The sequence below is a fragment of the Pseudomonas migulae genome, from assembly GCF_024169315.1.
Taxonomy (GTDB): domain Bacteria; phylum Pseudomonadota; class Gammaproteobacteria; order Pseudomonadales; family Pseudomonadaceae; genus Aquipseudomonas; species Aquipseudomonas migulae_B.
This window is the reverse complement of sequence record NZ_JALJWR010000001.1, coordinates 4,819,561-4,834,976: the sequence shown is the minus strand read 5'-3', so window position 1 is coordinate 4,834,976 and position 15,416 is coordinate 4,819,561. Positions and strand designations below refer to the sequence as shown.

Sequence of the window (15,416 nt, the reverse complement as noted above, 5' to 3'; positions counted from 1 at the left end):
AAAAGGCGCGCAACCCAATGGGCGGCGCGCCTTTTGTGTAGCGGAGAGGGTTTAGCTGCCCGCCACCGTCATCCGCTCGATCAACACCGAACCCGTGCGAATGTTGCTGCGCAGTTCGAGATCATTACCCACCGCAACGATCTGCTTGAACATGTCGCGCATGTTGCCGGCGATAGTGACCTCCTGAACCGCGAACTGGATCTCGCCGTTCTCGACCCAATAGCCCGCCGCACCGCGAGAGTAATCGCCGGTGACCATGTTCAGGCCCTGGCCCATCAGCTCGGTGACCAGCAAGCCACGGCCCATGCGCCGCAGCAACGCGGCCTGATCTTCATCGCCGTGGGTAACGAACAGGTTGTGCACGCCGCCGGCGTTGGCGGTGCTCGGCATGCCGAGTTTGCGACCGGAATAGGTGCCGAGGATATAGGACACCAACTCACCCTTTTCGACGAACGGTTTGGCGTAAGTGGCCAAACCATCGCCATCGAACGCCGAACTGCCCATGGCGCGCATCAGGTGCGGACGCTCATCGATGGTCAACCATTCCGGGAACAACTTCTGCCCGAGCGTGCCTTCGAGGAACGACGATTTGCGATACAGGCTGCCGCCGGAAACCGCCGAGAGGAAGCTGCCGAACAAACCACCGGCCAGTTCCGCGGAGAACAGCACCGGCACTTCACAGGTCGGCACCGGACGCGCGCCCAGACGGCTCGCTGCACGTTGCGCAGCACGCTGGCCGATGCTCACCGGATCAGCCAGCAGTTTGCCCTGGCGGTTCACGTCATACCAGTAATCACGCTGCATCTGGCCATCGGCCTCGGCGATCATCACGCAGCTCAGGCTGTGACGGGTCGACGCGTAACCACCGATGAAACCGTGACTGTTGCCGTAGACGCGGCAGCCCTGGTGAGTGCTGAGGGTGGTGCCGTCGGCGTTCTTGATCCGGCTGTCGGTGGCAAACGCTGCCGCCTCACAGCTCAGGGCCATCTCGATGGCTTGCTCCGGTGTGATGTCCCATTGGTGGAACAGGTCGAAATCCTGCAGATCCTTGGCCATCAGCGCCGCATCCGCCAGACCGGCGGCTTCGTCTTCGGAGGTGTGCTTGGCGATGGCCAGTGCCGCAGCGACGGTTTCGCGAATCGCCTCCGGGCCACTGGCCGAGGTGCTGGCCGAGCCCTTGCGCTGACCAACATACAAGGTGATGCCAAAGCCCTGATCGCGGTTGAATTCGACAGTTTCGACTTCGCGCTGACGCACGGAAGTGGACAGCCCCTGCTCCAGGGACACCGCCACTTCACAGGCACTGGCGCCCTGGCGCTTGGCTTCAGCGATGATCTGCTCGACTTGTTCCTGCAGTGCCGGCAACGCTTGTGGGCCGACGCTTTCAACTGCACTCATGCTGTTCTCCACTCAAATTCTGCTTTCGGTAAAGGCCTTCGAGCGACCGGGCCGGACAAGCGGCCCCCGACTGGTTATCATGGCGGCGTTTCTTTGCGGACGGCCACCATGGTTGATTCTTACGACGACTCCCTCGATACGGGAGAAAAAAGCAAATCCCAGGTTAAACGCGAGCTGCATGCTCTGGTTGACCTCGGCGAGCGCCTTACAACGCTCAAGCCTGACCTGCTGGCAAAACTGCCGTTGACCGACGCTATGCGCCGGGCCCTGGCCGATGCGCCCAAGCACACCGCGAATATCGCGCGTAAACGGCACCTTATGTTCATCGGCAAACTGATGCGCGATCAGGACACTGACGCCATTCTGACGTTGCTCGATCAACTCGATGCCTCCACCCGGCAGTACAACGAACGTTTCCATGGCCTGGAACGCTGGCGCGATCGCTTGATCGCGGGCGACGATGCAGTCCTGGAGAAGTTCGTGCTCGACTACCCGGAGGCTGATCGTCAGCAATTGCGCTCCCTGATCCGTCAGGCCCAGCACGAACTGGCGACCAACAAGCCACCGGCATCGAGCCGTAAAATCTTCAAGTACATCCGTGAGCTGGACGAGACTCAACGCGGTCTGCGTTAAGTCCCTTCCGGGGTGAGCCGCCAAGCGGCTCACCCGAAGCTTCACTTTTTCAAAAGCCACTTATGCGCCTGTGCCACCCACAGTGATCGCATCGATTTTCAGCGTTGGCTGGCCGACACCCACCGGCACCGACTGCCCGTCCTTACCGCACGTGCCAACGCCGCTGTCCAGCGACAGATCGTTACCGACCATCGACACCTTGCTCATGGCTTCCGGCCCGTTGCCGATCAATGTCGCGCCTTTGACCGGCGCCGTAATCTTGCCGTCCTCGATCAGGTACGCCTCGCTGGTGGAGAACACGAATTTGCCGCTGGTGATGTCCACCTGACCGCCGCCGAGGTTGGCGCAGTAGATGCCGCGTTTCACCGACGCAATGATTTCCGCCGGATCGCTTTCGCCCGCCAGCATGTAAGTGTTGGTCATGCGCGGCATTGGCAGGTGCGCGTAGGATTCGCGACGACCATTGCCTGTGCGGGCCACGCCCATCAGGCGCGCATTGAGCTTGTCTTGCATGTAGCCTTTGAGTACGCCGTTTTCGATCAGCGTGGTGCACTCGGTCGGGGTGCCTTCGTCGTCGACGCTCAGCGAGCCACGGCGACCGGCCAGCGTGCCGTCATCGACGATGGTGCAGAGTTTGGACGCAACCATTTCGCCCATGCGACCGCTGTAGGCGGAGCTGCCCTTGCGGTTGAAATCGCCTTCCAGACCGTGGCCGACCGCTTCGTGCAGCAGCACACCGGACCAGCCCGATCCCAATACCACCGGCAACGTACCGGCCGGCGCCGGAATGGCCTCAAGGTTGACCAGCGCCTGACGCAACGCCTCTCGGGCATAGCTCATGGCGCGGTCTTCGGCGAGGAAATAGCGGTAATCGGTACGACCGCCGCCGCCATGACCGCCGCGCTCACGGCGACCGTTCTGCTCAACGATCACGCTGACATTGAAACGCACCAACGGCCGCACATCCGCCGCCAGGCTGCCGTCGGTCGAAGCTACAAGAATGCGCTCCCAGACACCGGCCATGCTCACGGTGACTTGCTGGATACGCGGATCGAGGGCGCGCGTGGCGACGTCGATACGCTTGAGCAGGTCGACTTTCTCGGCGCGGGTCAGCACTTCCAATGGGTTATCCGGCCCGTACAGCTGGGCGACATCCTGAGTGGTGAACGCCTGCACCGTGCCGTTCTGCCCGGCGCGGGAGATCGAACGAGCAGCACGCGCCGCCGCGCCCAGGGCTTCCAGAGTGATTGCATTGCTGTAGGCGAAACCGGTTTTCTCACCCGATTGCGCGCGCACGCCAACGCCCTGGTCGAGGTTGAAGCTGCCTTCCTTGACGATTCCGTCTTCCAGCGCCCACGACTCGGAAATCTGCCCCTGGAAATACAGGTCGGCGGCATCGATGCCCGGGCCGGCCAGATCGCCGAGCACACCTTGCAGGCTCTCGATGGTGACGCCGCCGGGCGCCAGGAGGTGTTCACTGACTGAGGACAACAACTCGCGCATATGCTTTACGCCTTAAATTCGTCGTTCTGAGGCAGGTCGCTGTGCGCCCTGCGAGAAAAAGCGCCGGTGACTGGACACCGGCATCCGCGCCCGGATGGACGCCTGTTCGCTGCTATCGCGTTCGGCCAGCAGCACGGCCTCGCCTTGATCCTGTTGCGCGAGCACGCGCCCCCACGGGTCGATGATCGCGGCATGACCGAAGGTCTCTCGCGGTCCCGGATGCGTTCCACCCTGGGCCGCCGCGAGCACATAACACTGGGTCTCGATGGCCCGCGCACGGATCAGCACATCCCAATGCGCCGCGCCGGTGACGGCGGTAAAGGCCGACGGCGCTGTAATCAATTCTGCACCGGCAGCCCGCAGTTCGCTGTACAGCTCCGGGAAGCGCAGGTCATAACACACCGTCAGGCCGACCCGACCGACGGGCGTGTCGGCGACCACCACGCCACTGCCATAAGCATAGTCATCGGATTCACGATAACGTCCGCGGTTGTCCGCCACGTCTACGTCGAACAAATGCAGTTTGTCGTAGCGCGCCACCGTCTCGCCCTGATCATTGAACAGCAGCGAGCAGGCATGCACTTTCGCCGTCGGCTGATCCACCGGCGGCAACGGCAACGTGCCGGCTACTATCCATAACTTGAGGTCGCGGGCGGTCTGTTTCAACCATGGCAGGATCGGACCTTCGCCCAACGCCTCGGCGCGGCCGATGTCAGCGATATCACGACGGCCCATTGCAGCGAAGTTTTCCGGCAGTACAGCCAGCTTCGCGCCACCGGCGGCCGCTTGCTCGAGCAGCCGACGGGCCTGGGCCAGATTGGCCAGCACATCGCTCTGGCTGACCATTTGAATCACCGCTAACGACATGGCCTTACCCTTATCTGGAATCAACACATACCTGTAGGAGCGAGGCTTGCCCGCGAACCGACGCACCGCGGTGTGTCAGGAACGACGCCTTCGCGGGCAAGCCTCGCTCCTACAGGGGAAACGTCGCTACGGCCATGCTACTCCATCGGTTCGAAGGATGGCTTTTCAAAAAGGTTTGTCGAAGGTGATTTTCGGCTCTTTCCATGGGCCTTTGACCGTGTACTTCACGCTGGCGAAACGCGCCACGCGGTCACCGATCAGCTTGTCGATCAGGAACAACGCGCCGCCGATGGCCGGTGCGCCGACGATCAGCGCCGCAATCGGCAGGTTGTTGGTCACCGGCAAGGTCACCAGCAGCTTCGCATCGACCTGATCACCCACCAGATCCAGCGTGCCATTGAGTTCCAGATTGCTCGAAGGACCGGTCAGCACGATCGGTTCGCGGGTCACGTAGACCCCGTTGGTCGCCACCAGCAGGCCCTTGACCCGGTCGTAACTCAGGCCCTTGCCGAACAGGTCGGAGAAGTCCAGACGCAGGCGCCTGCCGATGGAGTTGAAGTTGAGCAGGCCAAACACGCGCAACGCCTGGGCGCCGCCCTCGACTTCAACGAACTGGCCTTTATTCAGCGACGCATCGAGTGTGCCGGAGAAACGCTTGGTGGCCAGCCAGGCCGGCGAACCTGGCCAGCGACCGTCGACATCCATATGAAATTCTTCACTGGTGACACTGGGCGCAAAGCCCCAGCCTTTCAATACATCCGCAAGGTTCTTGCCGCTGACCCGACCCTTGTACCAACTGGTGGAAGCACCGGGCGCACCTTCCCAGCCACCGTTGCCCTGCAACAGAATGCCCTTGAGGCCCAGGTCCAGCGCATTGAGCGCGATGCCTTTGGCGGTCGGACGTACTTTCAGCGACCAGCCTCCGACCAGATCCTGCCCCTGGAACAGTTGATTGATGGTGATATCCAGCGCCGGGATTTTTGTCGGATCCACGGTGGCCAACGGATCCGGCGAATTTTCATCGGCCAGGACCGTCGGGTCCGGCGCAGGCAGACGTACGTACTGCAGATTGATCGCAATCGGCGCGGCTTTCGCGTCAGGGATAGCGGCGGCGCCCTTGACCTGTTTACTGTCGAGCTGCAAGGCCCACGCCGCCGGTTTACGGTTCAACTGCACCGAAGCCTGATCGAGGGTGGTACCGATGCCGCTGAGCTTGCCGACCTTGAAGTCCGCGCTGTTGAGCAGTTGCTTGGCGCTGCCGCCCGGATCCTGGCCAGCATACTTGTCCACCAGGTCTTTCCACGGGCCGACATCCAGCTCCGACAGCACCCCGCGCACCCGCAGGCCTTTGGCACCGGGCAACACGGCTTCGCCGTCACCGAGGAACAATTCGCCGCGACCGTCGGCAAAATTGCCGGGCGGTGCTGCAAACGTGAAACTCGCCAGCTCGCCGTATCTGACCCAATAACGCCGCTCCTGCCCTTGCAGGGTCATGCGGAACGTCGTGTCGCGCCCCACATCGGCCGCCATGCCGAACGGTGCAGGCAAATCCACCGCCACGCCTTTGAGGTTCGAATTGACCATCAACTGGCTGTCGGGGCCGTCCAGGTTCAGTTGCAACTGGTAAGGAATCAGGCCGGACACCGGCAACGGCTGGGTAACGCTCAGCCAGTCAGTGAGTTTCTTCACCTCGACCTCGCCCGAGGCGGTGACACGGGTCTTGATATCGCCCGGGCCGCCTTCGGCGAAAATCTGCGCAGTGACCGGCTTGTCAAAGGCGCGAGCAGTGATGTTTTGTCCGCTCAAACCCTTGCTGCTGTCGAAGCGGAAATCGCCCTTCAGTTGGGTCAGCTCAAGGGCTGGTTCGGCGAGTTTCAGGCGCGCCTTGGCGGTCTTGAAGTCGACGAGGATCTTCGGCTGTTCGCCTTTGGCCAGCGGAATATCGAGCTTCACCTTGCCCTTCAGGTCACCCTCGCCTTCCCATCCGGCGAAGGTGGTGGCAGTGCCGATCGGCGCTTCCTGGAGAATTTTCAGGCCATCACCCAGCCCGCCGGCGAAAGCGCCATCGAGCAACAGGTGAGGGTTTTGCCCGGCGGGTGCGTGGGGAATATTGACGTAGATGTCGCTGACTTGTGTGTCGAGCAACTGGCCTTTGCTGGCCAGGATACGCACGCCACTGTCTTCGATGAACACATCGCCACTGACCTTGCTGACATGCGGCCACCCCGGCTGGAACGCCAGCTCGGCATCGTGGACCTTGAAGAACAGACTGATGCTGCGAGCCGTGTCGGCGGCGCCATGATTGAGCGAGCCCTGATACTGGAAGAAACCCTGGTCGACCGCGCCCTTGAGAATCGCCGTACGCAGCCATTCGTCCAGCGCCGGACTGAGCACCTCCGGCAGGTACTTGGCGGTGTATTTGCCGTCGCCGTCCACCAGGCCGACCCGCAGGTCCATGTAGTCTTCCTGGGTATGATCGAAATGCAGGCGGATCAGGAAGTCGCCGGCAATCTTGCCCTCCTCGCCCAGCACCTTCAGGTACGGCGCGATCAGGGTGAAGCCTTCTTTGTCCAGCTTCCAGGTCAGCCGGGCGTTGGCCTGAATGTATTGCCATGGCTTGGCGAAAATCGGGTCGAGGTGCAGGACAAAATCCTTGCTGTCCATTCGCAGCTCACCCTGACCGAGGTCACCGCTGATGCTGCCGCTGACATTTCGCGCTGCCGGGGCGCCGTGATAGGCATCAAAGCCGACCTGGTCGAGGTTGGCGGCGAAACTGACCTTGCTGTCGTCGGTCGCACTGGGCCGGAAGTCGAGCAGCACGTTGCGCAAACCACCGGTCACCTTGAGCCGCTCCACGGCGGTGGCGAGGCCTTCGGGCAATGGCCCCAGTGCATTCAGCAGCGGCGTGAGCGGAGTGAGGTCGAGGCGGTCGGCTTGCAGATGCCAGAGCTCTTCGGCCTTGTCGGTGGCCAAGGTTTGTTTGAGTTGCAGGCGCGACTCCCAGCGGGTCTCGCCAAAGTTCATGGACAGCGAGTCCACCGTCACCAGAAAGCCTTCGGCACTGCGCTGGAAATAACTGTTGAGTGCCAGGTTGTTGATCTGGATCGGCTTGCGCTCGGCGTAGGCGCCCTTGATCTGCGGCGCATTCAGGCGGATCGCAGCGCTTTGCAGCGCGCCTTTGCCCCAGTTGACCCAAAGCTCGCCACCGGCCTTGATCTCGGAAAAATTCCATTGCCGGGTCAGGCGTTCGGGCAGCCATTTCGACCAGTCACTTTGCGGCAGGCTCACGTAGGCGTCCGCTTCGCCGTCCTTCCATTGGCTGGCGCGAAGGCGCGTGCGCAGGCTCATGGCCACCGGCTGACCGTCGGGCAGGGTCAGCCGCGCATCGAGTCGCTGACGGGAGACGCCGGTTTTCAGGTTCAGGCCGACGTAGGTCAAGGTCAGCGGCGGGTGATCCAGCGGCTGCAAGGTCACCTGACTGTCGAGCACCGACAACTGCTGGACCATCTGTATGCGATTGAGCAACTGTTCCGGGTCCAGCGGCTGATCCTGCTGCACCGGCAAGCCTTCCAGCGCCCAATGACCATCCTCGCCTTCCTTGAGGCTGATCTTCAAACCGTTGAGTTCAAGGTGCGCGATGCGCACTTCACGAGCCAGCAGGCTGGCCCACAGATCCGGCACCACACGCACCTGATCCAGGCGCAGGGTGTTGGCGCCCTCGCCGACCATCACGTCGTGAGCCAGCAGGATCGGCGCGAAGCCGTGCCAGTTACCTTCCAGTTCGCCGATATGCAGCGGCATGCCAAGGGCTGCGCCGGCCTTGGCTTCGACTTCGGCCCGATATTCGGCCACCAGCGGCGTCAGCTCGCGGCCGAGACTGACGTACAGCGCCATCAGCACCAAAGCCAACGCGCACAGGCCCAGACCCCAGCGGGTCAGCGCGGCCAATATGCGTGTCAGACGCTCCATGTCAGTTGGCTCCCATGGCAAAAATACTGCAAAAAGCTGAGGCCAGCCGTTCTAGTGGGGGTAAAACACAGCGATTCAGAGCAGCACCACGTCGTATTGTTCCTGGGAATACATGGTTTCCACCTGGAACCGAATCGTGCGTCCGATAAAACCTTCGAGCTCGGCAACGTTGCCCGACTCTTCATCCAGCAGGCGGTCGACGACTTTCTGGTTCGCCAATACACGATAGCCTTCCGCCTGATAGGCGCGAGCCTCGCGGAGAATTTCGCGGAAGATTTCGTAGCAAACGGTTTCCGGCGTCTTGAGCTTGCCGCGGCCCTGGCAACTGCTGCACGGTTCGCACAACACTTGTTCGAGGCTTTCGCGGGTGCGCTTGCGGGTCATCTGCACCAGGCCCAGCTCGGTGATGCCGATGATGTTGGTCTTGGCGTGATCGCGCTCCAGCTGTTTCTCAAGCGTGCGCAGCACCTGACGCTGGTGCTCTTCGTCTTCCATGTCGATGAAGTCGATGATGATGATCCCGCCCAGGTTGCGCAGGCGCAGCTGGCGAGCAATGGCGGTCGCGGCTTCGAGGTTGGTCTTGAAGATGGTTTCTTCGAGGTTGCGATGGCCGACGAATGCACCGGTGTTGACGTCGATGGTGCTCATGGCTTCCGCCGGATCGACCACCAGGTAACCGCCGGACTTGAGCGGCACTTTGCGCTCGAGGGCTTTCTGGATTTCGTCTTCGACGCCGTACAGGTCGAAAATTGGCCGCTCGCCCGGGTAATGTTCCAGGCGATCGGCGATTTCCGGCATCAGTTCGGCAACGAACTGCGTGGTTTTCTGGAAGGTTTCCCGGGAATCGATGCGGATCTTCTCGATCTTCGGGCTCACCAGATCGCGCAGGGTGCGCAAGGCCAGCCCCAGGTCTTCGTAGATCACGCTTGGCGCGCTGATGGTTTTGATCTGCTCGCTGATCTGGTCCCAGAGCCTGCGCAGGTAGCGGATGTCCATGAGGATCTCATCGGCCCCGGCGCCTTCGGCGGCGGTACGCAAAATGAAGCCGCCGGCTTCCTTGATGCCTTCTTTGGCCACGCAATCGGTGACCACTTGCTTGAGGCGTTCGCGCTCGGCTTCGTCTTCGATCTTCAGGGAAATGCCGACGTGTGCAGTGCGCGGCATGTACACCAGATAACGCGAAGGAATCGACAGTTGCGTGGTCAGGCGTGCGCCCTTGGAACCGATCGGGTCCTTGGTGACTTGCACCACCAGGCTCTGGCCTTCGTGAACCAGCGCGCTGATGCTCTCGACCGCAGGGCCTTCACGCAGAGAAATTTCCGACGCATGAATGAACGCGGCGCGGTCCAGGCCGATGTCGACGAAAGCCGCCTGCATGCCCGGCAATACCCGCACGACCTTGCCTTTGTAGATGTTGCCGACGATTCCGCGCTTTTGCGTGCGTTCGACGTGGACCTCTTGCAGGACACCGTTTTCAACCACCGCCACGCGCGATTCCATCGGCGTGATGTTGATCAGGATCTCTTCACTCATGGCAGGGTCTCGTTCAGGCATGTTCACGATAATGGCCGCATCTTGTCAGTACGACGCTCAGCGCGCGTTAAGGGTTTGCCAACAGGGTATGCCGAAATGCCCGAGCAGCTCAGCGGTTTCGCACAGCGGCAGCCCGACTACCGCGGAATAGCTTCCGGTCAGCTGGGCGACAAACACCGCACCCAGGCCTTGAATGCCATAGCCACCGGCCTTGTCCCGCGGTTCGCCACTGGCCCAGTAGGCCGCCGCTTCATCGCGGCCGATGGGGCGAAAACGTACCAGGCTGCGCACAACCCGTGACTCGCAACGCTCACCGTCAAGGACGGCAATGGCGGTCAGCACTTCGTGTTCTTGACCCGCCAGCATCATAAGCATGGCGCACGCATCGGCTTCGTCCACCGGTTTGCCGAGAATTTTCCCGTCCAGCACCACCGCGGTATCGGCACCCAGCACGCAGGATGCGGCGTCGGACACAACCGTGCGGCGCCCGGCTTCAGCCTTGCCGCGCGCAAGGCGCTCGACATAGGCCGACGGCGATTCATGATTCAAAGGGGTTTCATCGATGTCCGCGCTGATGGCGGAGAACGGCACGCCGATCTGCGTGAGCAGTTCACGCCGACGCGGCGAGCCTGAGGCAAGGTACAACCGTTTCATCAAGACATCTCCCTTGTCGAGGTGTGGGCAAATGCCTGAACCGAATTAATTGATTTTGTAACGTCGACGCAGACCGCGCAAACCGAAGCTGATCCACGGCCAGAGCAACGCGCTGACCAGTGCCGGCAATACCAGCGCCAGCGTTGGCTGACGGTTGCCGGTCAGGGCGCTGAGCCAGAGTTGCACAAGCTGCGCGAGGCCGAAGATCACCAGGATCACCAGACTCTGCTGCCACATCGGGAACATCCGCAGCCGTTGTTGCAGCGACAGCACCAGGAAGGTGATGAGCGTCAGGATCAATGCGTTCTGGCCCAGCAACGTGCCGTAGAGCACGTCTTCGGCCAGGCCCAGGCACCATGCAGTGACCATGCCGACTTTCTGTGGCAGGGCCAGCGCCCAGAACGCCAACAGCAAAGCGAGCCAGAGCGGACGAAGGATTTCCATGAATTGCGGCAGCGGCGAAACGCTGAGCAGCATGCCGATGGCGAATGTCAGCCAGATCATCCAGCCGTTTCGGGAGGCGGTAGCACCGACCATTATTCTCTTCCCCCTGGGGTGGCCGGCGCGGAGACAGGCGGTTTGGCAGCAGGCTTCACTACAGCAGGTTGCGTCGCCGGTGGTTTGGCGGCCGGCGTCGTCGCGGGCGGCTTGGTGGCGGCGGGATGTGCGGCAGCGGGTTTGGCCGGGGTGGCGGCAGCCGGTTTGGCCGGGGTAGCCGTCGCAGGTGCAGGCGCAGCGGCGGGAGCGGCCGGGACTGCAGCGGCAGCCGGGGCTATCACGCCGACAGGTTTCGGCACGGTCGCGGGAATGATTGGCCCGCCGCCCTGCGCGTCGAGGTTTTCCTGGGCCTGAGCGGCATCGTTTGCGCGCTCTTCCGGCGTACGGGTGTCGCTGAACACCAGCAGCAAGTAACGACTGCGGTTCAATGCGGCTGTCGGCACGGCGCGAACAATGGCGAACGGCTGGCCGGAATCGTGGATCACTTCCCTGACCGTCGCCACCGGGTAACCCGCCGGGAACCGCTGGCCGAGACCGGAGCTGACCAGCAGATCGCCTTCCTTGATATCCGCCGTGTCGGCCACGTGGCGCAATTCCAGGCGTTCAGGGTTGCCGGTGCCGCTGGCAATCGCCCGCAGACCGTTACGGTTCACCTGCACCGGAATGCTGTGGGTGGTGTCAGTCAGCAGCAGTACACGGGAGGTGTACGGCATCAACTCGACCACCTGGCCCATCAGGCCGCGGGCATCGAGCACCGGCTGGCCGAGGACCACACCGTCACGCTCACCTTTATTGATGATGATGCGATGGGTGAAGGGGTTGGGGTCCATGCCGATCAACTCGGCCACTTCGACCTTCTCGTTGACCAGCGCAGAGGAATTGAGCAACTCGCGCAGCCGAACGTTCTGCTCGGTGAGGGCGGCAAGCTTTTGCATGCGACCCTGCAGCAGCAGGTTTTCGGTCTTGAGTTTTTCGTTTTCGGCGACCAGTTCGGTACGGCTGCCAAACTGGCTGGCCACACCTTGCCATAGCCGCTGCGGCAGGTCGGTGATCCAGTAAGACTGCATCAGCACCAGCGACATCTGGCTACGCACTGGCTTGAGCAGTGTGAAGCGGGCATCGACCACCATCAGCGCGACCGATAGCACGACCAGCACCAACAAGCGCACGCCCAGTGAAGGCCCTTTGGTGAAAAGCGGTTTAATAAGCCGCTCCTCCCAGGCAAATGTTTTGTTTATTCATACGGCAGACCGGCCTGGATACAGACTGACAGAAGGTAAACGCAAACAGGCAGCACTGCAAAGTGCCGCCTGCGCGCTCAACAGCATAGATGCATCGGGCGAGATCACTCGCTCGACAGCAGGTCCATGGTGTGTTTATCCATCATTTCCAATGCACGGCCACCGCCGCGAGCAACGCAGGTCAGCGGGTCTTCGGCAACGATCACCGGCAGACCGGTTTCCTGGGCCAGCAACTTGTCGAGGTCACGCAGCAAGGCGCCACCACCGGTCAGTACCAGGCCACGCTCGGCGATATCGGAAGCCAGCTCCGGAGGCGATTGCTCCAGCGCGCTTTTCACTGCCTGAACGATGGTGGCCAGCGACTCTTGCAGAGCTTCCAGCACTTCATTGGAGTTCAGGGTGAATGCACGTGGAACGCCTTCGGCCAGGTTACGGCCACGAACGTCGACTTCACGAACTTCGCCGCCCGGGTAGGCAGTACCGATTTCCTGCTTGATGCGCTCGGCGGTGGATTCGCCGATCAGGCTGCCGTAGTTGCGACGCACGTAGGTGATGATCGCTTCGTCGAAGCGGTCGCCGCCAACCCGTACGGATTCGGCGTAAACCACACCGTTCAGGGAGATCAGCGCGATTTCAGTGGTACCACCACCGATATCGACAACCATCGAGCCGCGGGCTTCTTCAACCGGCAGGCCGGCACCGATCGCAGCGGCCATTGGCTCTTCGATCAGGAACACTTCACGTGCGCCGGCACCAAGGGCCGATTCACGGATGGCTCGACGCTCAACCTGGGTGGATTTGCACGGAACGCAGATCAGCACACGAGGGCTCGGCTGCAGGAAGCTGTTTTCGTGAACCTTGTTGATAAAGTACTGCAGCATCTTTTCGCAAACGCTGAAGTCGGCAATGACGCCGTCCTTCATCGGACGAATGGCCGCGATGTTGCCCGGCGTACGGCCGAGCATGCGCTTGGCCTCGGTGCCGACAGCAACGACACTTTTCTGGTTACCGTGTGTCCGAATAGCCACAACCGATGGCTCATTCAGGACGATGCCGCGCTCGCGCACGTAAATAAGGGTGTTGGCAGTGCCCAGGTCAATGGAAAGATCGCTGGAAAACATGCCACGCAGTTTCTTGAACATGGGAAAGGGACCCTAGGCAACGCGTGGGTAAAAAAGTGCGGCAAACTCTAACAACGACAGGGATTTTGGGCAAGGCGCCAATCATGTTAAATTGGCCGCTTTTCTGTGCACCAACCCCCACAATCGCGGCCTTATGACCGTAGAAATGCGGTAGTGTTCCGACAATCTAACACACGGATAGCATCCGTTCTGTTTTCCTTCCACTGGAGAATCCCATGGCGCTTGAACGCTCCGACGTGGAAAAAATCGCTCATCTGGCCTGTCTGGGCCTTAATGATGCCGATCTTCCACACATTACTTCGGCCCTGAACAGCATTCTCGGGCTGGTCGACGAAATGCAGGCGGTCAATACCGACGGTATCGAGCCGCTCGCCCACCCACTGGAAGCCAGCCAGCGCCTGCGTGCGGATGTCGTGACCGAGACCAATCATCGCGAGGCCTATCAGTCCATCGCACCAGCGGTCGAAAACGGCCTGTACCTGGTTCCGAAAGTCATCGACTAAAGGGAAAGAGCCTGCAATGCATCAATTGACTCTGGCCGAGATCGCCCGCGGACTCGCCGATAAAAAGTTTTCTTCCGAAGAGCTGACCAAAACCCTGCTGGCGCGCATCGCCCAGCTCGATCCTCAGCTCAACAGCTTCATCAGCCTCACCGAAGACCTGGCGCTCCAGCAGGCGAAAGCCGCTGACGCACGCCGTGCCAATGGTGAGAGCGGCGCCCTGCTCGGCGCGCCGATCGCGCACAAAGACCTGTTCTGCACCCAGGGCATCCGCACCAGCTGCGGTTCGAAGATGCTCGACAACTTCAAAGCACCGTACGACGCCACCGTGGTTGCCAAACTGGCGGCCGCCGGCGCGGTGACGCTGGGCAAGACCAACATGGACGAATTCGCCATGGGGTCGGCCAACGAATCGAGCTACTACGGCGCGGTGAAAAACCCGTGGAACCTGGAACACGTGCCCGGCGGTTCGTCCGGTGGTTCGGCTGCAGCCGTTGCCGCTCGCCTGTTGCCGGCGGCTACCGGTACCGATACCGGCGGCTCGATCCGCCAGCCTGCTGCACTGACCAACCTCACCGGCCTGAAACCGACGTACGGTCGCGTTTCGCGCTGGGGCATGATCGCCTACGCGTCCAGCCTCGATCAGGGCGGCCCTCTGGCCCGCACCGCCGAAGACTGCGCGATCCTGCTGCAAGGCATGGCCGGTTTCGATCCGCAGGATTCCACCAGCATCGACGAGCCGGTGCCTGACTACAGCGCCAGCCTCAACGGTTCGCTGCAGGGCCTGCGCATCGGCGTGCCGAAGGAATACTTCAGCGCCGGCCTGGACCCGCGTATCGCCGACCTGGTCATGGCCAGTGTCGAAGAGCTGAAAAAACTCGGCGCCGTGGTCAAGGAAATCAGCCTGCCGAACATGCAGCACGCGATTCCTGCGTACTACGTGATCGCCCCGGCAGAAGCTTCTTCCAACCTGTCGCGCTTCGACGGCGTGCGTTTCGGCCATCGCTGCGAAGACCCGAAAAACCTGGAAGACCTGTACAAGCGTTCCCGTGGTGAAGGTTTCGGCGCGGAAGTGCAGCGCCGGATCATGGTCGGTGCCTACGCGCTGTCTGCCGGCTACTACGATGCCTATTACCTGAAGGCGCAGAAGATTCGTCGCTTGATCAAGAACGACTTCATGGCCGCCTTCAATGAGGTCGACATCATCCTCGGCCCAACCACGCCGAACCCGGCCTGGAAGCTCGGCGCCAAGAACAGCGACCCGGTCGCTGCGTACCTGGAAGACGTCTACACCATCACCGCCAACCTCGCCGGTCTGCCGGGCTTGTCCATGCCAGCCGGTTTCGTCGATGGCCTGCCGGTGGGCGTGCAACTGCTCGCGCCGTATTTCCAGGAAGGTCGCCTGTTGAACGTTGCCCACCAGTATCAGTTGAACACTGACTGGCACACCCGCACCCCAACCGGCTTCTGAGGAGACA

The 15,416-nt window shown here is 61.7% G+C and carries 12 protein-coding genes; 3 read left to right on the top strand and 9 right to left on the bottom strand.

The genetic code is table 11. From position 1 onward, the window contains the following. Positions 1 to 51: 51 nt before the first annotated feature. Positions 52 to 1,398, bottom strand: a complete 1,347-nt coding sequence (pmbA, locus tag J2Y86_RS22110; RefSeq protein ID WP_253436357.1) for a metalloprotease PmbA — start codon at positions 1,396 to 1,398, stop codon at positions 52 to 54. Between the two features lie 108 nt (positions 1,399 to 1,506). Here pmbA and yjgA point away from each other — a divergent pair, with 108 nt between their 5' ends. Next, positions 1,507 to 2,031, top strand: a complete 525-nt coding sequence (yjgA, locus tag J2Y86_RS22105; RefSeq protein WP_007901505.1) for a ribosome biogenesis factor YjgA — start codon at positions 1,507 to 1,509, stop codon at positions 2,029 to 2,031. A gap of 60 nt (positions 2,032 to 2,091) precedes the next feature. On the opposite strand, the gene tldD is transcribed toward yjgA, so the two are convergent. From tldD to mreB, 8 genes are all read right to left on the bottom strand, one after another. After that, positions 2,092 to 3,534: a metalloprotease TldD gene (gene tldD, locus J2Y86_RS22100; RefSeq protein WP_253436354.1), complete on the bottom strand. Its 1,443-nt coding sequence runs from the start codon at positions 3,532 to 3,534 to the stop codon at positions 2,092 to 2,094. Between the two features lie 12 nt (positions 3,535 to 3,546). Beyond that, a complete protein-coding gene (locus tag J2Y86_RS22095; RefSeq protein ID WP_253436351.1) occupies positions 3,547 to 4,401 on the bottom strand; it encodes a carbon-nitrogen hydrolase family protein in 855 nt (284 codons plus the stop codon). Between the two features lie 165 nt (positions 4,402 to 4,566). Next, entirely contained in the window at positions 4,567 to 8,370 is a 3,804-nt protein-coding gene (locus J2Y86_RS22090; protein WP_253436348.1) for a YhdP family protein, read from the bottom strand. 75 nt (positions 8,371 to 8,445) lie between these two features. Continuing rightward, on the bottom strand, positions 8,446 to 9,903 hold the full coding sequence (rng, locus tag J2Y86_RS22085) for a ribonuclease G (protein WP_253436345.1): 1,458 nt from the start codon (positions 9,901 to 9,903) through the stop codon (positions 8,446 to 8,448). A 57-nt stretch (positions 9,904 to 9,960) separates the two neighbouring features. Continuing rightward, entirely contained in the window at positions 9,961 to 10,557 is a 597-nt protein-coding gene (locus tag J2Y86_RS22080; protein ID WP_253436342.1) for a Maf family protein, read from the bottom strand. 45 nt (positions 10,558 to 10,602) lie between these two features. Beyond that, positions 10,603 to 11,094 carry a rod shape-determining protein MreD gene (gene mreD, locus J2Y86_RS22075; protein WP_008037410.1) on the bottom strand — a complete coding sequence of 164 codons (492 nt, stop codon included), beginning with the start codon at positions 11,092 to 11,094 and terminating at the stop codon, positions 10,603 to 10,605. Beyond that, positions 11,094 to 12,260 (bottom strand): rod shape-determining protein MreC, encoded by a 1,167-nt coding sequence (gene mreC, locus J2Y86_RS22070; RefSeq protein WP_367399729.1) that lies wholly within the window; start codon positions 12,258 to 12,260, stop codon positions 11,094 to 11,096. Before mreC ends, mreD begins: the two co-directional genes overlap by 1 nt. Before the next feature lie 140 nt (positions 12,261 to 12,400). Further along, positions 12,401 to 13,438, bottom strand: a complete 1,038-nt coding sequence (gene mreB / locus J2Y86_RS22065) for a rod shape-determining protein MreB (RefSeq protein WP_002555108.1) — start codon at positions 13,436 to 13,438, stop codon at positions 12,401 to 12,403. Between the two features lie 215 nt (positions 13,439 to 13,653). Between mreB and gatC the strand changes: the two genes are divergently transcribed. After that, complete coding sequence (gene gatC, locus J2Y86_RS22060) at positions 13,654 to 13,941, top strand: Asp-tRNA(Asn)/Glu-tRNA(Gln) amidotransferase subunit GatC (RefSeq protein WP_007901429.1); 288 nt, start codon at positions 13,654 to 13,656, stop codon at positions 13,939 to 13,941. A gap of 16 nt (positions 13,942 to 13,957) precedes the next feature. Beyond that, on the top strand, positions 13,958 to 15,409 hold the full coding sequence (gatA, locus tag J2Y86_RS22055) for an Asp-tRNA(Asn)/Glu-tRNA(Gln) amidotransferase subunit GatA (protein ID WP_253436336.1): 1,452 nt from the start codon (positions 13,958 to 13,960) through the stop codon (positions 15,407 to 15,409). Positions 15,410 to 15,416: the final 7 nt, after the last annotated feature.

Bases quoted from the DNA above. Each gene is read 5' to 3' on its own strand.
- gatA (WP_253436336.1), top strand. From the start codon at position 13,958: ATGCATCAATTGACTCTGGCCGAGATCGCCCGCGGACTCGCCGATAAA.
- mreB (WP_002555108.1), bottom strand. From the start codon at position 13,438: ATGTTCAAGAAACTGCGTGGCATGTTTTCCAGCGATCTTTCCATTGAC.
- J2Y86_RS22095 (WP_253436351.1), bottom strand. From the start codon at position 4,401: ATGTCGTTAGCGGTGATTCAAATGGTCAGCCAGAGCGATGTGCTGGCC.
- yjgA (WP_007901505.1), top strand. From the start codon at position 1,507: ATGGTTGATTCTTACGACGACTCCCTCGATACGGGAGAAAAAAGCAAA.
- rng (WP_253436345.1), bottom strand. From the start codon at position 9,903: ATGAGTGAAGAGATCCTGATCAACATCACGCCGATGGAATCGCGCGTG.
- tldD (WP_253436354.1), bottom strand. From the start codon at position 3,534: ATGCGCGAGTTGTTGTCCTCAGTCAGTGAACACCTCCTGGCGCCCGGC.
- gatC (WP_007901429.1), top strand. From the start codon at position 13,654: ATGGCGCTTGAACGCTCCGACGTGGAAAAAATCGCTCATCTGGCCTGT.
- J2Y86_RS22090 (WP_253436348.1), bottom strand. From the start codon at position 8,370: ATGGAGCGTCTGACACGCATATTGGCCGCGCTGACCCGCTGGGGTCTG.
- J2Y86_RS22080 (WP_253436342.1), bottom strand. From the start codon at position 10,557: ATGAAACGGTTGTACCTTGCCTCAGGCTCGCCGCGTCGGCGTGAACTG.
- pmbA (WP_253436357.1), bottom strand. From the start codon at position 1,398: ATGAGTGCAGTTGAAAGCGTCGGCCCACAAGCGTTGCCGGCACTGCAG.
- mreD (WP_008037410.1), bottom strand. From the start codon at position 11,094: ATGGTCGGTGCTACCGCCTCCCGAAACGGCTGGATGATCTGGCTGACA.